The sequence below is a fragment of the Bradyrhizobium sp. 22 genome, assembly GCF_000482425.1.
GTDB classification, from domain to species: Bacteria; Pseudomonadota; Alphaproteobacteria; order Rhizobiales; family Xanthobacteraceae; genus Bradyrhizobium; species Bradyrhizobium japonicum_B.
The window spans coordinates 585,205-604,614 of record NZ_KI519399.1; the positions used below are offsets into that span (position 1 = coordinate 585,205).

Here is a 19,410-nt window from a genome sequence, read left to right on the forward strand (position 1 = left end):
GCATTCCCCCTAGCGCCGGCGGATGAAGCCGACGATGTCCTTGGAGAGCTTCATGGTCTCGTCGGCGATCGCGCGGGCCCGGTCGGAGCCGTCGATGAGGATCGCGTCGATATGGCCGGGGTCGGCGACGAGGCGCTTCATCTCGCCGGCGATCGGCGCCAGTTTAGTCACGCACAGCTCCGCCAGCGCGTTCTTGAAGCTGGAGAACTGGCCGGCTCCGAACTCCCTGAGCACGTCGGCCTTGGAGCGGCCGGACAGCGCGGCGAAGATGCCGACGAGATTGTCGGCTTCGGGGCGCGCTTCGAGACCCTTCTCCTCAGTCGGCAGCGGCTCCGGATCGGTCTTCGCCTTGCGGATCTTTTGCGCGATGGTGTCGGCATCGTCGGTCAGATTGATGCGCGAATTGTCCGAGGCATCGGACTTCGACATCTTCTTGGTGCCGTCGCGCAAGCTCATCACGCGCGTTGCCGGGCCCGTGATCAGAGGTTCCGGCAGCGGGAAGAACAGCCCGTCATTGGTGCCCTGGGCGCGGATGGAATCGCCGAAGTCGTTGTTGAACTTCTGCGCGATGTCGCGCGAGAGCTCGAGATGCTGCTTCTGGTCCTCGCCGACCGGCACGTGTGTGGCCCGGTACAAAAGGATGTCGGCGGCCATCAGCACGGGATAGTCGAACAGCCCGACCGAGGCGTTCTCGCGGTCCTTGCCGGCCTTCTCCTTGAACTGGGTCATGCGGCCGAGCCAGCCCATGCGCGCGACGCAATTGAAGATCCAGGCAAGCTCGGCATGGCCCGAGACCTGGCTCTGGTTGAACACGATGTGCTTTTTGGGATCGATGCCGGCTGCGATGAACGCCGCGGTGACCTCGCGGGTGTTGCGCGTGAGCTCGGCGGGTCCGCCCCAGACGTCGACGCCTTGCGTGATCGCGTGCATGTCGACGACGCAATAGATGCAGTTGTGGGTTTCCTGCATCTTCACGAAGTTGACGATCGCGCCGAGATAGTTGCCGAGGTGCAGATTGCCCGTCGGCTGGACGCCCGAAAAGACCCGTTCAACGAATGGCATGGTCAGCCTTCCCATAGGTATTCGGCCGTCGTTTCCAACAGCGGCGCTGCCCCGTCAAGGGCAATTCGATAGCTGGCCCGTTAGGCGGGACGCTTCAAGGCGTTGACGGCCTCGCGCCACGAGGCCGCCCCCAGGATCTGCAGCATCAGGCCGTAGACGGCGATGCCAGCCCCGATCTGCAGGCCCAGCACGACGAAGCGGACGAGGCCGTGCGCCTCCGAGGGCACGAGGCCCGTGGTCAGCCAGAGCAGGGCGCCCATCGCAGCCGCCGCGAGCACGATCCGCGGCAGCCGGCTGCGGGCGGCCGCATCCACCGAGAAGCCGAACTCGGCCGCACCTTTCCGCAGCAGCGAGAGCGCGCTGCTCCAGGCGCCGGCCGCGATGCTCGCCGCGATCCCGCTCGCGCCGAAGAAATGGCCGAGCAGCACGGCCAGCACGACGGCGACCGCAAAACCTTTCGCGGTGGCGAGAAGCGGCGTCATCGTGTCGCTGCGGGCATAGAAGGCCGGCGACAGGGCCTTGATCAGCACGTGCGCCGGCAGGCCCAGCGCCAGCCACGTCAGCGCATGCGCGGTCGCTCTGCTGTCCTCGGTGCTGAAAGCGCCGTGCTCGAACAGCAGCCGCACGATCGGTTCGGCCAATACGATCAGGCCGAGCGTCGCCGGCAGCGCCAGCCCGGCCGCCAGCTCCAGCGCGCGCGATTCGGCATGCACCACCGCGTCCCTGTCGGAGCTGGCGACGGCGCGCGCCAGCTCCGGCACCAGCACGGTGCCCATGGCGACGCCGACGATGCCGAGCGGCAGCTCGATCAGGCGGTTGGCGAAATAGAGCCAGGATACCGCGGACGGCGTCGCGGATGCGATGATGGCGCCGGCCACCATCAGCCATTGCGGGCCGGAGCTTGCGATCATGCCGGGAACGGCCTTGGCGAAGAAAGCGCGCATCTCCTTGTCGAAGCTGACGCGAAGCGGCGTCGCGAGGCGTGCGCTTCGCTGCGACAGCAGCATCACGAGTTGCAGCAGTCCGGCGATTCCGACGGTGGCCGCCAGCAGCCAGGCGGCGACACCCGCGTCGGCATGCCAGACGAGCAGCATCGCGATCGCCGCGATCAGCGCGATGTTGAACAGCAGCGGCGAGAACGCCGTGAGGGCAAATCGCCCCTGCGCGTTCAGCAGGCCCATCAGCACCGTGACGGGTCCGGCAAAAGCGAGATAGGGCAGCATCAGCCGCGCGTTGGCGATTGCCAGATCGAGCGTCGCGCTGCCGAGAAAGCCGGGCGCGATCATCGTGATGATCAGCGGCATCACCAGCGCGATCACGATCGAGATCGCGACCAGGGCCGCGCTGACCGTGCCAAGCATGCGTCCTGCGAATGTGGCGGCGGCCTTCTCGCCATCGCGCTCGCGCACCCGAAGCCAGGCCGGAATCAGCGCGGCGTTCAGCGCCCCCTCGCTGAGCAGCCGGCGCACCACGTTGACGAGCTGGAAGGCTGCCAGGAACGCGTCCGCCACGGCGCCGGTGCCCAACAGGGCGGCAATCATGGAATCGCGCGCAAAACCCAACAGCCGCGAGGCCAGTGTTCCCGTCGAGACGGTCAGGAAGGAGCGGATCATTGCTCTTTAGTTGATCCCGTTGCTTGCTCGCGCACGGCCGGGCGTGATAGGCCGCAAGCCGGATTTCAGGCTGACAGGAAGCGGATTTTCGCAGGGTTCGCAATCCGCCAAACAGGATCAAGGTGAATGGCTGACGTGAAATATGACGTTCTCGGCATCGGCAACGCGCTGTTCGACGTGCTGGTCAGGACCGACGAGGCTTTTCTGGTCAAGCACGGCATGGCCAAAGGCAGCATGTCCCTGATCGATGAGGCGCGGGCGGCGGCCATCTACAAGGACATGGGGCCGGCCACGGAGGTCTCGGGCGGCTCGGCGGCCAACACCATCGTCGGCATCGGCAGCCTGGGGGCGCGCGCCGCCTATGTCGGCAAGGTCAAGGACGACCAGATCGGCAAGCTCTATGTCCACGACATCCGCGCTGCCGGCGTCGCCTTCAACACCCCCGCCGCCAAGGACGGTCCCGCCACCGGCTGCTCCTACATCCTCGTCACGGATGACGGCGAGCGCACCATGAACACCTATCTCGGCGCGGCGCAGGACCTGTCGCCCGCCGACATCGACCCGGCCGAGATCGCCGGCGCCGGGATCGTCTATCTCGAGGGCTATCTCTGGGACCCCAAGAACGCCAAGGACGCCTTCGTCAAGGCGGCCAAGATCGCCCATGATGCCAAGCGCAAGGTGGCGCTGACGCTGTCGGATTCGTTCTGCGTCGACCGCTATCGCGACGAGTTTCTCTCGTTGATGCGGGGCGGCACCGTCGACATCGTCTTCGCCAACGAGTCCGAGCTGCATTCGCTCTACACGACCTCGGACTTCGACGCCGCGCTGAAGCAGCTGCGCAACGACGTCAATCTCGGCATCGTCACCCGCAGCGAGAAGGGCTGCATGGTGGTGTCGTTGGAAGACGCCGTTGCGGCGCCGGCCTTCCCGGTCGACAAGGTGGTCGACACCACCGGCGCCGGCGATCTGTTTGCCGCAGGCTTCCTCTACGGCCTGGCGCGCAATCTGGCCTACAAGCAGTGCGGCGAGCTCGGTGCGCTCGCCGCCGCCGAAGTGATCCAGCACATCGGCGCCCGTCCGCTGGTGTCGCTGAAGGAGCTGGCGCAGCAGCGCGGGCTGACGGGATAAGGTCCCGCGCTCGCCCCGTCATTGCGAGCCACCGGGTCCGCGCAAAGCGCGGCCCGATGACAGGCTCCGCGAAGTAATCCAGTCTGTCTCAGCGGAAAGATTCTGGATTGCTTCGTCGCAAGAGCTCCTCGCAATGACGGCGCACCTCACGCTGTCTTCGCCGCCTTCAATCCGAGGCGCTGCTCGACTTCCTCGCGCATCACGAATTTCTGGATCTTGCCGGTCACGGTCATCGGAAACTCGTCGACGAACTCGACGTAGCGCGGGATCTTGTTGTGGGCGATCTGACCGTCGCAGAAGGCGCGCACCTCTTCGGCGGTCAGCGTCTCGCCCGGCCTGACGCGGATCCAGGCGCAGAGCTCCTCGCCGTAACGGGTGTCCGCGACGCCAAAGATCTGCACGTCCTGGATCTTGGGGTGGCGGTACAGAAACTCCTCGATCTCGCGCGGGTAGAGGTTCTCGCCGCCGCGGATCACCAGATCCTTGATGCGGCCGACGATGTTGCAATAGCCCTCGTCGTCGATGACCGCGAGATCACCGGTGTGCATCCAGCCATTAGCATCGAGCACGTCGGCGGTCTTTTCCTTCTCCTCCCAATAGCCGAGCATGACGCTGTAGCCGCGGGTGCAGAGCTCGCCGCGTTCGCCGCGCTTGACGATCCGGCCTTCGAGGTCGACGACCTTGACCTCGACATGCGGGTGAATGCGGCCGACGGTGGAGACGCGCCGCTCCAGCGGGTCGTCGGTCGCGCTCTGGAAGCTGACCGGGCTGGTCTCGGTCATGCCATAGGCGATGGTGACCTCACGCATGTTCATCTCGGTGTTAACGCGCTTCATCACCTCGATCGGGCAGGGCGCGCCGGCCATGATGCCGGTGCGCAGCGACTTCAAATCGAACGTCTTGAATTCGGGGTGGTCGAGCTCGGCGATGAACATGGTCGGCACGCCGTACAGCGCCGTGCATTTCTCCTGTTCGACCGCGCGCAGCGTCGCGAGCGGATCGAAGCCCTCGCCCGGGTAGACCATGGTTGCGCCGAGCGTGACCGAGGCGAGGTTGCCCATCACCATGCCGAAGCAATGATAGAGCGGCACCGGAATGCAGATGCGGTCCTGTTCGGTCAGGCGCATGGCGCGTCCGGTGAAATAGCCGTTGTTGAGGATGTTGTGGTGGGTCAGCGTGACGCCCTTTGGCGATCCCGTGGTGCCGCTGGTGAACTGGATGTTGACGGGGTCATCGAATTGCAGGACAGCGCCGAGCTGGGCAAGCCGTTCGCGATGCGCAACCCGGCCCATCCCCGCGACCTCTTCGAACGGGATCGTGCCCGAGGCCGCCGGGCCGCCGATCTGGATCACCATCCGCAACGCCGGCAATCGCGCTGCTCGCAAGTGTCCGGGCGTGGCACCCGCCAGCTCCGGCAGCAGCGTGTTGAGCATCTCCATGTAATTGCTGGTCTTGAACGCGGTGGCGGTGACGATCGCCGCGCAGCCGACCTTCTTCAGCGCGAATTCCAGCTCGCTGAGGCGGTAGGCCGGATTGATCGTCACCAGGATCAGGCCGGCTTTGGCGGCGGCGAACTGGGTCAGCGTCCATTCCGGCCGGTTCAGCGACCAGATGCCGATCCGCTCGCCGCGTTCGAGCCCCAGCGCGAGAAAGCCCGCGGCGAGCGCGTCGACCCGCTCGGCGAATTCTCTCCAGGTCCATCTGACACCGTGGCTGGGCGAGACCAGCGCCTCGCGGTTACCCCAGCGCCGGACCGCACGGTCGAGGCTGCGACCAATGGTGTCGCCGAGCAGCGGCGTGTCCGAGATGCCGCAAACGTAGCTATCCGCTTTATCGGCCAGATTATCAGCCAAGTCGAAATCCTCTCGTCAAAAAATGGTCGGTGCGGTCGCCTTCGGTCGTCATGCCCGGGCTTGTCCCGCCTGCGCGACCGAAGCCGCTTCGGCGCGGCGAAGGCCCGGGCATCCACGTTCTTCGTTCCGCACGGTGAGGCGTGGATGGCCGGGACAAGCCCGGCCATGATGCGTGGTGAGAGAGCGGTTTCTCACGCCGCCTTCTGCCCGCTTCCGGCAGCATCGAGCCCGGCATAGACCCCACGCTCGAATCCCGCGAACGCCTCCAGGCATTTCGCGTCGGCGAACGGGAGCAGCTGCATCAGGATCACGCCGGTGACGTCGCGGGCAGGATCGATCCAGTAATAGGTGTTGGCGAGGCCCGCCCAGGCGAGGCTGCCGGCGCTGCGGCCCTCCGCCGTCTTGGCGGTGTTGATCATGAAGCTGAGGCCCCACTTCTTCACCTGCTCCGGATAGAGATCGACGTCGTTGGTGTACATCGGCGCCGCCGTGGTCATCTTGCCCATGGCGAGGTCGCCGATGTGGTTCTGCCCCATCGTCGCGACGGTTTCGGCCTTCAGCACCTGGTTCCCGTTACCGCGTCCCTTGTTGAGGATCATCTGGGTGAACTTGATGTAGTCCGCCGCGGTCGAGTAGAGGCCGCCGCCACCCATGTGGAATTCCGGCTCCTGCTCGAGTTCGAACGGAATCGATGCGAGCTGGCCGTCCTCGCCGCGCGCATGCATGCCGACGAGGCGCTTGCGCATGCTCTCGGTGATCTTGAACGCCGTGTCGCTCATGCCGAGCGGGTTGAACAGATTGTCGCGCAAATAGGCGTCCAGCCGCTTGCCGCTGACGGCTTCCACCGCCTTGCCGACGAAATCGATGTTGGTGCCGTACTCCCAGCGCGTGCCGGGGTCGGTCATGACAGGGGTCTTCAGCGCCGCATTCTGGCAGGTGGTGATGGAGGGAATGCCGTGCTTGTCCAGATAGACCGCGAGATCGCCGTTCCACATATTGTAGCAGAAGCCGGCGGTGTGGGTCATGAGCTGGCGCAGCGTGATCGGCCGCTTGGCCGGTCGCAGCTTAGCCTCGCCCCTGGCATCGAAGCCTTCAAGCACCTGCGGATTGGCGAGATCGGGCAATACCTCACCGATTGGCGCATCCAGGGACAGCTTGCCCTGCTCGACCAGCTGCATCGCGCCCGCCGTGGTCACCGCCTTCGTCATCGAGGCGATCCAGAACACGCTATCGGCGGTCATCGGATCGGGCTTGGACAGATCGCGCTTGCCGAACGCGCCCTGATACAGCACGTCGTTACCGCTGGCGGCGATGGCGACGACGCCGGGGATCTCCTTGGCCTCGCTTTTCTGACGCAGGATTTCATCGATCTCAGCTTTGCTTTGCATGGCGTTTCCTCGGGTTTGATTATTGTTGGAAGCGATCAATTGTCCTCCCGGATGTCCGGCGCGGCAAGCGCATCTGTGGACCTGCACCGGTCGCGATGTCGTGACTTGACGATCTTGATCTAGCGCAGGACGACAACGCGGCTGAGCGCCTACGCTCTTTTGCAATCTGTGGTGGATCGACGTGCCTCGCTTCACCTTGGATGGGTTCACGCGATGGCTTCGCGGTTCTCGAGCCCTTGAAACATTTCGTGAGCTGCCGCGTTCAGCACTCGGCCCGATCGACGAGCCGATAAGACTTGATGCAAATGTTGCCGGCCGTGGATGGGCGGCGAGGGGGACCTCAGATGATTTCGACCTGGAGCGAATGGAAGCGCTATCCCCGTCCCGGACGGGGCGAGAACCTGGAGGCGCCGATTTCGCCTGGGATCTACGAGGTCCGCGTCGCCGGCACCGGCGCACTCTACTCCTTCGGCGCGGTGGACAATCTGGCGCAGGCGCTGGCGCTACTGCCGGTCGGCTCGAAGTCATGGTTCGGCCGCCGCGACACGTCTCATGTCCCGGATCTCGAATACCGGACCTGCGCGACGTCCACGAAGGCAGACGCCAAGGCGGCCGCGGAGCGCATGATCGGCCGCCGTGAGACTTATATGAGCGGCGCGGCGTAACCGCTGACAGGATCGGCTTCCGCGTTCGCGGTGGCCACCTCTCCTCGCTGGGAAGAGGTGAAGGACCAGCCGCTCCCGACTTGGCTATCAGCAGATGTGCGTTACGGGGCGGTGCATTCGGCACCGCTTGCCCCTATATTCCGGGCCGATCCGATCGCCCCAAGTCCGATTGCCTAAGGGAGTACGCCATGACACCAACCGCCGCCGCACGCGCCCCGCAAGCCACCGCCACCCTACGCGACCGGCTGAAGGACCCCTCGCTCCTGAAGGAGGCCTGCTACATCGACGGGGCCTGGGTCGGCACGCCGGTATTCGCCGTCAACAATCCCGCGACCGGTGTCCAGCTGGCAAAGGTCCCGCAGCTCGGCGCGGACGAGACCACCAAGGCGGTCGAAGCCGCTCAGCGCGCGTTTCCGGCCTGGGCCAAGCACACCGCCAAGCAGCGCTCCAACATCCTGCGCAAATGGTTCGAGCTGATCATCGCCAACCGCGAGGACCTCGCGCTGATCCTTACCTCGGAGCAGGGCAAGCCGCTCTCGGAGGCGCTCGGTGAGGTCGATATCGGCGCTGCCTATATTGAATTCTTCGCCGAGGAAGCGAGGCGCGTCTATGGCGAGACCATTCCGAGCCAGCGGCCCGATGCGCGGCTGCTCGCGATCAAGCAGCCGATCGGCGTCTGCGGCGCCATCACGCCGTGGAATTTCCCGAACTCAATGATCACGCGCAAGGTGTCCCCCGCGCTCGCGGCCGGTTGCACCGTGGTGCTCAAGCCCGCCAACGAGACGCCGCTGTCGGCGCTGGCGCTCGCGGTGCTGGCCGAGAAGGCCGGCATTCCCAAGGGCGTGCTCAACATCGTCACGGGTGACGCGCCGCCGATCGGCAAGGTGCTGTGCGAGCATCCGGCGGTGCGCTTCGTCGGCTTCACCGGCTCGACCGCGGTCGGCAAGATCCTCTACCAGCAGGCCTCAGTCGGCGTGAAGCGGCTTGGCCTCGAGCTCGGCGGCAACGCGCCCTTCGTGGTGTTCGACGACGCCGACATCGACGCCGCGGTCGAGGGCGCCATCGTCTCGAAATATCGCAACATGGGCCAGACCTGCGTCTGCGCCAACCGCATCTACGCCCAGGACAAGATCTACGACGAGTTCGTGAAGAAGCTGTCGGCAAAGGTCGCGGCGATGAAAGTCGGCGACGGCACCGAGAGCGGTATCACGCAAGGTCCGCTGATCAACATGAAGGCGATCGACAAGGTCGAGCGCCACATCGCCGACGCCGTGAAACGCGGTGCCAAGGTCGTGACCGGCGGCAAGCGCAGCGAGCTCGGCCGCTCGTTCTTCGAGCCGACGGTGCTGGCCGACGTCAAGCCGGACTCCCTGGTGTCGCAGGAGGAGACATTCGGTCCGCTCGCGCCGGTGATCCGCTTCAAGGACGAGGCCGACGTCATCGCGATGTGCAACGCCTCGCCGTTCGGCCTGGCCTCGTATTTCTACTCCCGCGATATCGGCCGCGTCTGGCGCGTCGCCGAAGCGCTGGAATCGGGCATGGTCGGCGTCAACACCGGCCTGATCACCACCGAGGTCGCGCCGTTCGGCGGCGTCAAGGAAAGCGGCCTCGGCCGTGAAGGCTCGCGTCACGGCATGGAAGAATATGTCGAGATCAAATACGTGATGATGGCGGGGGTGTAGCCGCCAGCATCGCTTGACGCAGGTCAAGCGGCTTCGGGCAAGACCGCTTAATTTGGCGCGTGCGGCACCATAGGGGTGGCGCGCGCGCAGGATTTGCGGCTCAGCTCATGCTGATGAGGACCTCTTTAGCCCTGGGTGAAAAGCAACTTCTCGGCCGCTTCTGGCAGAGCGCCTCAGGATACTGGCGCGGACCAACCGCCTGGACAGCGTGGCTTTTGGTGGTCGCGTTGATCGTCAACGTCGTCCTGCAACTCCTGACGCAGTACGGGCTGAACTTCTGGAACCGGGATTTCTTCAACGCCATCGGCCGGAAGGATCAGGCTGAGCTGCTGTACCAGGCAGTTCGGTTTGTGCCGCTGGCCGTGGCGAGCATCGCTTTGACCGTGTTCTCGGTGTGGGCGCGGATGACCCTGCAGCGTTCGTGGCGCGAGTGGCTGAGCAATTGCCTCTATAGCGACTGGCTGACGGACGATCGTGGTTCGAGGCGCAGCGCCATCGAGGGACATCACGAGGCGCCGGAATATCGCATTGCTGAAGACGCCAGGGTTGCGACCGACCTCCCGATCGATCTGGTCACCGGCCTGCTTCAATCGGTGCTTACGATCGCAACCTTCGTCGGGTTGCTATGGTCGGTCGGTGGCAGCCTCGAGATCGCGTTCGACGGCATCGCTTTTGCGATTCCCGGTTACCTCGTCCTCGCGGTGATCGCGTATTCCGCGCTGCTGGCGATCGGCATCTGGCTGACAGCCGGGCGGCTGACCCGGGTCATCGAGGAGAACAAGCGCATGGAAGCCGAGTTGCGGGCGATCGGAACCCATGTGCGCGAGACCCGCGAAGGCAAGGTTGTGCCGGAGGCCGGCATGAATAGCCGCCACGCCGTCGGCGCCGCCTTGAAAGCCGTGATTGCGATCTGGCGGATCTACTGCTGGCAATTGATGCGGATGACGTTGGTCACTTATTCGGGTCTGCTGGTGACGCCGGTGGTCGGCCTGCTGCTTTGCCTGCCCAAGTACCTCGACGACACCATGACGCTCGGCGAAGTGGTTCAGGCGTCGGCAGCATTCGTCGTTGTCCAGACCGCCTTCAACTGGTTCACGGACAATTATGCCAAGCTCGCGGAATGGACGGCGTCCGCCAACCGGGTTGCCGAGTTGCTGCTGGCTTTGGATGCCGATCGCGCTCCCCAGCGCTGAAGCCGGGCATCGATCGATCCTAGCCCAATGCACCGTGTCGCCGGACGCTTGAGACCACGCGCGTTGCGCCGCGACGGCTAAGTGGAAGCAGCTATATCTTCAGTTCCGTTCCGGTCACGCGCCGATACGCTTCCAGATATCGCTTGCTGGTCGCTTCCACCACGCTCGCCGGCAGCGGCGGCGGCGGGGCGTCACCGTTCCAGCGGCCGGCGCGGCGCTCGACGTCGAGATAGTCGCGCAAGGGCTGCTTGTCGAAGCTCGCCTGCGGCTGGCCGGGCTTGTAGGAATCGACCGCCCAGAAGCGCGACGAATCCGGCGTCATGACTTCGTCGATCAGGATGATGCGGCCGTCCTTGTCGCGGCCGAACTCGAACTTGGTGTCGGCGATGATGATGCCCTGCTCGCGCGCCAGCTCCTCGCCGAGCGTGTAGATCGCGCGCGTCATGCTCTCCAGCGTGTAGGCGACCTCGTCGCCGACGACTGCGCGCATCTTTGCGATGGTGATGTTCTCGTCGTGGCCGGTCTCGGCCTTGGTCGCCGGGCTGAAGATCGCCGGCTCCAGCTTCTCGCTCTCGACCAGGCCGGCATTGAGCTTCTCGCCGGCGAGCGTGCCTGAGGCCGCGTACTCCTTCCAAGCCGAGCCCGAGAGATAACCGCGGATCACGCATTCGATCGGGAATACGGTGGTGCGCTTGCACAGCATGGCGCGGCCGAGGATCTCGGCGCGGTGCGGTTCTAGCGCCGGCACGGCGGCGATGATCTCGTCGGTGTCGGCGCTGATCATGTGATGCGGCACCACGCCCTCGAGCTCGTTGAACCAGAACGCGCTGATCTGCGTCAGCACCGCGCCCTTCATCGGGATGGTCTCGCCCATCACCACGTCGAAGGCGCTGATGCGGTCGGTGGTGACGAGCAGCAGGCGGTCGTCGTCGACGGCGTAGATATCGCGCACCTTGCCGCGTCCGATCTTGGTCAGGGGCAGGTCGCTGGAGAGCATGGTGGTCATCGGCAAAGCTTTCGCGGACAAGGCCTTCAGGCAGAGCATCCGGCCGCACCTGATGGCGCGGCCGGAAACCGGATTAGCCTATTCCGGCAGTGGAATGAACTCATGTTCCTGCGGAACTGCGGCGAAACGGCCGGTTTTCCAGTCCTGCTTGGCCTGCTCGATCCGCTCCTTGCTGGAGGAGACGAAATTCCACCAGACATGGCGCGGCCCCTCCAGCGCATCGCCGCCGAGAAACATCATCCGCGTCGCCTTCAGCGCCTTCACGGTGATGCGGTCGCCGGGCCGGAAGATCAGGAGCCGCGGCCCCTCGTAACGTTCGTTCGCGATCTCGACCTCGCCCTCCACTACGTAAATCGCGCGCTCCTCATGATCAGGATCGAGCGGCACGCTCGCGCCTTGCGCGGCCGTGACCTCGGTATAGAACCAGGGCGAGACCATCGACACCGGCGAGGCGATGCCGAAGGCGGAGCCCGCGATTACCCGTGCGGTGAAATCGCGCTCGGAGATCATCGGCAGATCGCCCGCGCCGTAATGCTGGAACGAGGGCGCGATCTCCTCCGACCCGGCCGGCAGCGCGATCCAGCTCTGCAGGCCCAGCATCTGCTGGCCCGAGGCGCGCTGCGCATCCGGCGTGCGCTCTGAATGCGCGATGCCGCGTCCGGCCGTCATTAGGTTCATCGCCCCCGGCGCGATCTCCTGGACATTGCCCTCGCTGTCGCGATGCATGATCGCGCCGTCGAACAGGTAAGTGACAGTCGCAAGCCCGATATGCGGATGCGGCCGCACGTCCATGCCCTTGCCGGAGACGAACTGCACCGGCCCGAAATGATCGAAGAAGATGAACGGGCCGACCATCTGCCGCTTGCCGTGCGGCAGCGCGCGCCGGACCGCGAAGCCGTCGCCGAGATCGCGCGTGCGCGGCACAATGACGAGATCGAGCGCGTCGCAGGACATGGGATCGCCGAGCACGGGGTCGTTTGAGGGCTGCCAGCTCATGAAGGACTCCTTTTGGTCTTGTTGTGCCGATCGTAGCAGGATTCTGTAGTGCCGTCGCGGCGAACGCCGCTAACCCTGATGGACGGTTGGTCCTTGAAAAAGCCGGCGCAACAAAGGATGTTCGGATGCTTCCAACCGCGACCGATCGCAGCAGCCGATGACCCTTGCCGCAACCGAGCTTGCCTTTCGCGCCGCCAGCGTCGCGCTGCTGCTGGTGCTGGCGGCGTCGTTGCTCTCGGGCTTCCGCCACGTGCTGGCGGCTCGCCTCGGCGTGGCCTTTGCGCTCGGCTCGGCCGCGCATGCGGCGAGCTATTCGGTCGGCGTCACGTCGCTGATTCCCGCCTGGCACGCGCCGCTGATCGCGCTGTCGACCGGCAACATCGTGGTGTTCTGGCTGTTCACGCGCGCGCTGTTCGACGATGAATTTCGCCTGCGCAGGTGGCATGGATTGGTGTGGGCGCTGGTGACGGCCTTCAGCTTCGCGGGCTGCGTCTGGATCGCGCCGGGCGGCCACGCGCGGTTTTCCGTGACGATCGTCAATCTGATCGTGCTCGGCTTCATCGCGCTTGCGATCGGGCAGACGGTCGCCTCGTGGCCGGCTGATTTGGTCGAGCGCCGCCGGCGCGTTCGCGTCTTCATCGTCTGTGCAGCCGCGCTCTATGGCGGGTTGAATGCGGTTCTCCAGATCGCCGTCGCCGGCAGCGACGTCGGCGCTGTCGCCGATGCGATCAATACGGGCGTGCTTGCCTGCGTCGTCGCGGCCATCGCCTGTGCGATGATGCGCGTCGATGGCGCCGATCTGTTTCCGGCGTCGGTGGCCGCGCCGGCGATTCTGGCCCGGCCCGCACCGGTCGACGAATCCACCGACCAGAGGCTGATCGATGCCCTGATGCGGCTGATGGCGGACGAGCGGGTCTATCGCCAGGAGAACATCACGATCGGTGTGCTGGCAGGCCGGCTCAGGATTCCGGAATACCGGCTGCGCCGGCTGATCAATCAGCGCCTCGGCTACCGCAACTTCAATGTGTTCCTGAACAATCACCGCATCGAGGAGGCCAAGGCCGCGCTCGCCGATCCCGCTCAGGCCGAGGTTCCCGTCATCACCATCGCCATGGACGCCGGCTTCCAGTCGCTCGGCCCGTTCAACCGCGCCTTCAAGGCGGTCACGGGCGTGACACCGACGGAGTATCGGCGGTTGAAGGCCGGCGTTGCATTCCCGTAGCACCTTGAAATAACGACGCTATTTCGGAATCGGCCAGCTCTCGTCCAATTCCAACCAGGCCGCTTTCCAAATCCGGCGAGCCCTTCGCCGCCTGCTCCTGCTTCCTCCCGGCACGCATCCTAAGCCGGAGAGAGCCTGTGACCCGCCGCCGCAACATCGTCCTCCTCGCCACCACCATCGCCTGCGCCGGCCTCGCGCTCGGCGCCGCGCGGGCCCGCGACGTCCCGAAGATCGCCACCGGCTTCGTCGCCGACGTCTTGTGCGCGGAGACGTTCGTCTCCGGTCTCGATCCGCGGCGCATCTTTGCCGAGACCAACGATGCCATGCCCGGGACCGGGCTGATCACCTGGGCGATGGACTACCGGGTCGACCGCGTCCGCAAGGATGTCACGGTGACGTTGTTCGGCATCGGCCGCAGCCGTGCCGTCTATCGCGAAGGGCTCGGCTGCACGCTCGACCATGGCGCGGGAATCGTCCCCGTCGAGCCGCCCGCGACCGACAGGCAGCCTGCGCTGCTGCCCGAGATCGCCGGCCCCGCGATCGTGCCGCCGCAAAGCCCCGCGCTTGCCGCTGCGCTCGACCGCGCTTTCGCCGAGCCGGCGCAGCCGCCCTATCGGCGCACCCGTGCGGTGGTCGTGATGAAGTCCGGCCGCATCGTCGCGGAGCGTTATGCCGACGGCATTGGACCGGAGACGCCGCTGCTCGGCTTCTCCATGACGAAATCGGTGGTCTCAGCCCTGATCGGCGTGCTGGTGCGCCAGGGCAGGCTGAAGCTCGACGGACCCGCACCGGTCGCTGCCTGGAAGGATCCTGATGATCCGCGCCATGCCATCACGGTCGATCAGTTGCTGCGCCACACCGCCGGCCTTGCACTCGGCAGCTCGCTGCAGGCCTCGCTCGGCTCGGCCTTCGAGCCGGTCAACCGGATGAAGTTCATGGAATCGGACATGGCGGCCTATGCCGAGAGCATCCCGCTTGCCACCGCGCCCGGTAAGGCGTGGAACTATCACGACGGCAACACGCTCATCCTCTCGCATCTGATCCGCGATGCGGCCGGCGGCACGCCGGAAGACGCGCTACGCTTCGTGCGCCGCGAATTGTTCGCCCCGCTCGGCATGCGCGACGTCGTGCTTCAGCTCGACGGCTCGGGCACGATCGAAGGGTCGACCGAGATGCTCGCCTCCGCGCGCGATTGGGCGCGCTTCGGCCAGCTCTATCTCAATGACGGCGTCGCCGGCGGCAAGCGCATCCTGCCGGAAGGCTGGGTGAACTATTCGACGACCGCCACGCCGAATGCATGGGTCGGCATCGGCGCCGGCTTCTGGACCAACCAGGGCGACAGCTTTGGCGCAAATTTTCGCGTGGAGCACGGCTGGCCGCGCGATGCCTTCTTTGCGAAGGGCACGATCGGGCAATACACCATCGTGATCCCGTCGGAGCAGCTGGTGATCGTGCGGCTGGGGCGCTCGCCGAATGGGCCGCCGGAGGCGGATGGCGTGTTCGATCTCGTGCGCGACGTGGTGGCCGCGACGGGCGAGAAGGGGAAGCTGGCGGGGGTGGATTGAGGTCTTTCTTACCCTGCCCTGGAGGGGGAGGGTAAGCGGAGTGCCGCGGGAACCTACCTTCCCAATTCGGTCGCCTGCGCGACGCGATCGAACCGCTCCAGCGTCATGATCGCGTCGGCGAACTTCTCCGCGCGCGCGTTCAGCACTGGGCGGGCCAGCGTCAGGAATTTCTGCTGCATCGCCTGCGTATCCGGGAACGAGGTCGGCTCTCCGGACGGATCGGCGTAGAGCCGCTCGTGCACGCCGTCATCCGTCGTGATGCTCACGCGCGCGCCAAAGGGGTGGGTGCGGCCGATCTCGAGGCGGTCGTCCTGCACCACGTCGAACTTGTCGGCGAGCGCGTCGATGGCGGCATCGCCGAGCCGGCTGTAATCGTCCCAGCCGAACGAGCCCTGGTCGAGCGCGAGCGCGCCGGTGAAGAACATCGAGAACTGGCCGCCGACGATCGAGCGCGGGTGGCGCTTGGTGGCGGCATCGCCGGTCAGGGTGATGCCGTTGCGATGCAAACCGATCTCCACGCGCTTGACCTGGTCCGGCGTCAGATTGTGCTCGCGCCGCATCGCGATCAGCGCATCGATCGCGGCATGGGTGTAGCGGCAACTCGGATACGGCTTCACGCCGATCTTCATGGTCTCGTAGGTCTTGCCGAGCTCGGCGACCGCCTTGTCCGGATGCGCGTCGTCGGTATAGCCGGCGAGCAGGCCGTGCTTGCCCTCGACCGATTCGGTCGCGCCGACGAAATCGTTCCGCGCCAGCGTCGCGGCGATCACCCCGTTCATCGCGGCGGCGCCGACCTGGTAGCGCTTGTTCCAGGCGCCGTTGACGAGGAATTGCAGCGAGCCCGCGGCCTGGCTGCCGGAGACGCCGAAGGCGGCGACGAGTTGCTTCTCGCTGAGGCCGAACAGTTTTCCGGCCGCCGCCGCAGCGCCATAGGTGCCGGCCGTCGCGGTCGGGTGGAAGCCGCGCGCATAATGCGAGGTCGGGTCGAGCGCGTTGCCGAGCCGGCAGCAGACCTCATAGCCCGCCACGATCGCGGTCAGCACGTCGCGCCCGGACGCGCCGACCATCTCGCCGACGGCGAAGGCGGCCGGGACCACCGGCGCGCTCGGATGCAGCGAGGAATCGGCGTGGGTGTCGTCGAAATCGAGGGAATGGCCGAGCGCGCCGTTGAGCAGTGCCGCGACCGCCGGCGTCCAGGTCTTGGCATCGCCGAACACGGTGGAGTCGCCCTTGGTGTCGAGCGCCAGCGCTTCCAGCATTTTCAGCATCGACGGGGTCGATTCGGCCTCGCGCCGCGCCCGGATCGCGCTGCCCAGGAAGTCCAGCGTCAGCACCTTGGCGCGCTCCAGCACCTCCGCCGGGATATCCTGGTATTTCAGATTGAAGACATAGGCGGCGAGCGTTGCGGTTTCGTGAGCCATCGTGTTTCCTCGTTTTGGTGCGCAAGTTAGGCGGGCTGATTTGGCCTTTCAAGCGGCCTTGCGGCCGCGGGCATCAGCCATGCTTTTGCCTGGCCTCGAGCGGATCGGGACTTCAGACGATGGCATTCGCAAAGCAGCTGCTCGACCGGATCAGGTCGCGGCGAACGCAACTGGGGCTCGCGATCCGGGTCACGGTCGCGGCGACAGCGGCCTATGCGCTCGCCACCGCGCTGCATCTGATGCTGCCGCTCTGGGCGGTCCTGACCGCGCTGATCGTGACCCAGATGAGCGTCGGCCGCTCGCTGAAGGCGACGCGCGATTACATGCTCGGCACCATCGGCGGCGCGATCTACGGCGGCGCCATCGCGATCCTGATCCCCTATTCCAGCGAAGCGGGGCTGTTGGGCCTCCTGGTGCTGTCGGTCGCCCCGCTCGCCTTCATCGCCGCGATCAATCCGAGCCTCAGCGCGGCCACGGTGACGGCCGTGATCGTGCTGCTGGTCCCGACCATGCATCATTCCGATCCCCTCTCCTCGGCGATCGACCGCGTCAGCGAGGTCGGTGTCGGCGCGGTCACGGGGTTGCTGGTGTCGTTCCTGGTGCTGCCCTCGCGTGCGGTGCGCCAGATTCGCGCCGCGGCGGCGCAATTGCTCGAGCTGATCGCGGATGCGTTCACCGAGCTGCTCGCGGGCCTCACCCGCGGCCGCGACAACGACGCGCTGCACCGGATCCAGGACGGCATCGGCACCGCGATGGTCGGCATGAATGCGATCGGCGCTGAGGCCGAACGCGAGCGGGCCGCGCTTCTGTCGAGCGGGCCCGACACCGGCCCGCTGTTGCGCACCGTCCTGCGGCTGCGCCATGACGTCGTGATGATCGGCCGCGCCACCGTGGTGCCGTTGCCGATCGAGGTGCAGATGCGGCTAGCTGCTCCGCTGACGGAAGTATCGAGCGCGATCGCGCGCTTCCTGCGTTCGGCAGCCAGCGCCTTGCGTGAAGGCGTCGGCGCGCCGCCGATCCAGCCCGTCCACGTCGCGCTCCAGCACTATGCCGAGGCGGTCGCATCCGTCCGCCAGGACGGATTGATCCGCGGCCAGTCCAGCGACACCGCCGAGCGTTTCTTCGCGCTCGGCTTCTCGCTGGAGCAGATGCACCAGAATCTCTGCGACCTCGATCGCGTCGTCGGCGAATGGTCTGGGGCGGCGAGCGCCAAGTCCGTGCGTGTGGCAGAATAGATCAGAGGTCGAAGAATGCGAGCTGGGTCGCATCGCGCTGCTCGATTCCATCCGTCAGCCTCTTTAGTGCGACGTCGAAGCTGGGCTGCTTCTGTTCCAGCTCCCACGCGCCGTCATGGTCCCACTGAAAACACTGGGCATAGCCCGCTCCGGGCTCGACATGGAGCAGCAGACAGCGGCTGAGCTGCGACGGTTCGGCAACCGGCACCAGATGCTTTAGCGAGACGCCATATTCCTTGCGGAAATAGGCGCAGGCCTCCTCCAGCTCGTCGTCGGAATGCGCGATGAAGTCGAGAACATTGCGAAGCTGCGTCGCCAGCTCGCCCGGTGCGTAGAAGCGGAGCTCGGAGGACGATTCGGGCAGCCGCACCAAAAGCTCGGTCTCGCCGCGCGTGAGCAGGAAATTGCGATAGTCGTCGGGCAGGCGGACACCAAGGGCCTGCTCCGCCGCGCTCACATCGGCTTCGCTGGCCGGCGCGCCCGGCTTCCAGCGCCAGCCCTTTGCGGACGTTCCCGCCTTGCGCCGGGACTCGTATTCCGCATAGCCCGGAAACCCCATGATGTCCTCATAGCCGCCGAAGCGCGACCATTGATAGGCGTCGTCAAAGGCTTCCTCCCGTCGCTCGGGAAAGTAACCGCAGAGCAGCTCGGCGCGCTTGAGGATGCGGTCGTGGTTCGGAGCGGTCTTGCAAAGGTATTCGATCGTCTTCAGCGAGGCCTCCGGGTTGCCGGCCTCCAGATAGGCGTCGCTCAGCAGTTCCAGGATGCGGCCTTCGAGATCGTTCTCGTAGATCGACCACGCATAATGCGGTTGCCCGGCAGCCCGCCGTGCGCGGATCGTATCGCGCGCCTGTTCGGCGAAGCGTACGGCCTGCACTGCATCATCCCTGGCGTAGTCGCAGCGCGCGGCGTGCCAGAGATACAGCGGCTCATGCTCGGCCGGCGTGCCCTTGAGTGCCTCGAGCTGCTTTGCCTGATCAGCGCGCGGCGCGCTTAGCGCCAGTATCATCAGCTCGTCCAGCCCCTTCTGCCAGTCCGGCTTGGCTTGCGGATCGGGCCCGAGATCGCGCAGCGAGTGCTTGGTGTGATCCGTCTCGAGATAGCCGGCTGCGACGAGCTCGGCGACATGGCGCCGAAAGGCCGCGGCGGCGTCGGCGATATCGGGAAATTCTTCGCGCAGATATTGATCCGATCCGGGCTCGTCCTCCCGGTTCATGTGAATGCCCATGACCATCGGGCTGCTGCCGGGGATCAGCATCAGCTCGCGATCGTCGTCGCCGGGCGGACGGTGGAAGAACTTTGCCAGATACATGAGACCTCCCAAAGGCGCCGCGCGCATCGGGGCACCACGTCTCAGTCGCACGCTCGGAGATATCGGTTC

At 65.8% G+C, this 19,410-nt stretch carries 15 protein-coding genes; 7 read left to right on the top strand and 8 right to left on the bottom strand.

Translation table 11 applies throughout. The annotated features are described in order from the left end of the window. Positions 1 to 9: 9 nt before the first annotated feature. Together trpS and murJ are read right to left on the bottom strand one after the other, a co-directional pair. The gene (gene trpS / locus K410_RS0104110) at positions 10 to 1,062 is read right to left on the bottom strand and encodes a tryptophan--tRNA ligase (RefSeq protein WP_028133663.1); all 1,053 of its coding nucleotides are present in this window, start codon (positions 1,060 to 1,062) and stop codon (positions 10 to 12) included. Positions 1,063 to 1,142: 80 nt separating this feature from the next. After that, entirely contained in the window at positions 1,143 to 2,675 is a 1,533-nt protein-coding gene (gene murJ, locus K410_RS0104115; protein WP_028133664.1) for a murein biosynthesis integral membrane protein MurJ, read from the bottom strand. 126 nt (positions 2,676 to 2,801) lie between these two features. Here murJ and K410_RS0104120 point away from each other — a divergent pair, with 126 nt between their 5' ends. Then, a complete protein-coding gene (locus K410_RS0104120; protein ID WP_028133665.1) occupies positions 2,802 to 3,803 on the top strand; it encodes an adenosine kinase in 1,002 nt (333 codons plus the stop codon). 146 nt (positions 3,804 to 3,949) lie between these two features. Here the strand turns inward: K410_RS0104120 and K410_RS0104125 are convergent, their stop codons facing one another. Beyond that, positions 3,950 to 5,644: an AMP-binding protein gene (locus tag K410_RS0104125; RefSeq protein WP_028133666.1), complete on the bottom strand. Its 1,695-nt coding sequence runs from the start codon at positions 5,642 to 5,644 to the stop codon at positions 3,950 to 3,952. Positions 5,645 to 5,847: 203 nt separating this feature from the next. Then, positions 5,848 to 7,044, bottom strand: coding sequence for a serine hydrolase domain-containing protein (locus tag K410_RS0104130; protein WP_028133667.1), 1,197 nt, complete (start codon positions 7,042 to 7,044; stop codon positions 5,848 to 5,850). Positions 7,045 to 7,388: 344 nt separating this feature from the next. Here K410_RS0104130 and K410_RS0104135 point away from each other — a divergent pair, with 344 nt between their 5' ends. The 3 genes from K410_RS0104135 (at position 7,389) to K410_RS0104145 (ending at position 10,584) form a co-directional block, all read left to right on the top strand. Next, a complete protein-coding gene (locus tag K410_RS0104135) occupies positions 7,389 to 7,709 on the top strand; it encodes a hypothetical protein (protein ID WP_027572396.1) in 321 nt (106 codons plus the stop codon). 188 nt (positions 7,710 to 7,897) lie between these two features. After that, entirely contained in the window at positions 7,898 to 9,391 is a 1,494-nt protein-coding gene (locus tag K410_RS0104140) for an NAD-dependent succinate-semialdehyde dehydrogenase (protein WP_028133668.1), read from the top strand. 107 nt (positions 9,392 to 9,498) lie between these two features. Next, on the top strand, positions 9,499 to 10,584 hold the full coding sequence (locus tag K410_RS0104145; protein ID WP_028133669.1) for an SbmA/BacA-like family transporter: 1,086 nt from the start codon (positions 9,499 to 9,501) through the stop codon (positions 10,582 to 10,584). Positions 10,585 to 10,675: 91 nt separating this feature from the next. On the opposite strand, the gene K410_RS0104150 is transcribed toward K410_RS0104145, so the two are convergent. Further along, positions 10,676 to 11,590 carry a phosphoribosylaminoimidazolesuccinocarboxamide synthase gene (locus tag K410_RS0104150; protein ID WP_028133670.1) on the bottom strand — a complete coding sequence of 305 codons (915 nt, stop codon included), beginning with the start codon at positions 11,588 to 11,590 and terminating at the stop codon, positions 10,676 to 10,678. A 78-nt stretch (positions 11,591 to 11,668) separates the two neighbouring features. Beyond that, positions 11,669 to 12,586, bottom strand: a complete 918-nt coding sequence (locus K410_RS0104155) for a pirin family protein (protein WP_028133671.1) — start codon at positions 12,584 to 12,586, stop codon at positions 11,669 to 11,671. Between the two features lie 157 nt (positions 12,587 to 12,743). Here K410_RS0104155 and K410_RS0104160 point away from each other — a divergent pair, with 157 nt between their 5' ends. Both K410_RS0104160 and K410_RS0104165 read left to right on the top strand, forming a co-directional pair. Then, positions 12,744 to 13,808, top strand: a complete 1,065-nt coding sequence (locus K410_RS0104160; protein ID WP_028133672.1) for an AraC family transcriptional regulator — start codon at positions 12,744 to 12,746, stop codon at positions 13,806 to 13,808. Between the two features lie 137 nt (positions 13,809 to 13,945). Next, positions 13,946 to 15,373, top strand: coding sequence for a serine hydrolase domain-containing protein (locus K410_RS0104165; protein ID WP_028133673.1), 1,428 nt, complete (start codon positions 13,946 to 13,948; stop codon positions 15,371 to 15,373). 53 nt (positions 15,374 to 15,426) lie between these two features. On the opposite strand, the gene K410_RS0104170 is transcribed toward K410_RS0104165, so the two are convergent. Further along, positions 15,427 to 16,794, bottom strand: a complete 1,368-nt coding sequence (locus K410_RS0104170) for an MmgE/PrpD family protein (protein WP_028133674.1) — start codon at positions 16,792 to 16,794, stop codon at positions 15,427 to 15,429. Positions 16,795 to 16,913: 119 nt separating this feature from the next. Here K410_RS0104170 and K410_RS0104175 point away from each other — a divergent pair, with 119 nt between their 5' ends. Continuing rightward, positions 16,914 to 18,029 (top strand): FUSC family protein, encoded by a 1,116-nt coding sequence (locus K410_RS0104175; RefSeq protein WP_028133675.1) that lies wholly within the window; start codon positions 16,914 to 16,916, stop codon positions 18,027 to 18,029. A 1-nt stretch (position 18,030) separates the two neighbouring features. Here K410_RS0104175 and K410_RS40245 read toward each other — a convergent pair whose 3' ends face one another. Further along, complete coding sequence (locus K410_RS40245; protein ID WP_028133676.1) at positions 18,031 to 19,341, bottom strand: SMI1/KNR4 family protein; 1,311 nt, start codon at positions 19,339 to 19,341, stop codon at positions 18,031 to 18,033. Between the last annotated feature and the right edge of the window lie 69 nt (positions 19,342 to 19,410).

Coding starts and splice junctions, on each gene's coding strand:
- trpS (WP_028133663.1), bottom strand. CDS start 1,062: ATGCCATTCGTTGAACGGGTCTTTTCGGGCGTCCAGCCGACGGGCAAT.
- murJ (WP_028133664.1), bottom strand. CDS start 2,675: ATGATCCGCTCCTTCCTGACCGTCTCGACGGGAACACTGGCCTCGCGG.
- K410_RS0104120 (WP_028133665.1), top strand. CDS start 2,802: ATGGCTGACGTGAAATATGACGTTCTCGGCATCGGCAACGCGCTGTTC.
- K410_RS0104130 (WP_028133667.1), bottom strand. CDS start 7,044: ATGCAAAGCAAAGCTGAGATCGATGAAATCCTGCGTCAGAAAAGCGAG.
- K410_RS0104135 (WP_027572396.1), top strand. CDS start 7,389: ATGATTTCGACCTGGAGCGAATGGAAGCGCTATCCCCGTCCCGGACGG.
- K410_RS0104140 (WP_028133668.1), top strand. CDS start 7,898: ATGACACCAACCGCCGCCGCACGCGCCCCGCAAGCCACCGCCACCCTA.
- K410_RS0104145 (WP_028133669.1), top strand. CDS start 9,499: ATGCTGATGAGGACCTCTTTAGCCCTGGGTGAAAAGCAACTTCTCGGC.
- K410_RS0104150 (WP_028133670.1), bottom strand. CDS start 11,590: ATGACCACCATGCTCTCCAGCGACCTGCCCCTGACCAAGATCGGACGC.
- K410_RS0104155 (WP_028133671.1), bottom strand. CDS start 12,586: ATGAGCTGGCAGCCCTCAAACGACCCCGTGCTCGGCGATCCCATGTCC.
- K410_RS0104160 (WP_028133672.1), top strand. CDS start 12,744: ATGACCCTTGCCGCAACCGAGCTTGCCTTTCGCGCCGCCAGCGTCGCG.
- K410_RS0104170 (WP_028133674.1), bottom strand. CDS start 16,794: ATGGCTCACGAAACCGCAACGCTCGCCGCCTATGTCTTCAATCTGAAA.
- K410_RS0104175 (WP_028133675.1), top strand. CDS start 16,914: ATGGCATTCGCAAAGCAGCTGCTCGACCGGATCAGGTCGCGGCGAACG.
- K410_RS40245 (WP_028133676.1), bottom strand. CDS start 19,341: ATGTATCTGGCAAAGTTCTTCCACCGTCCGCCCGGCGACGACGATCGC.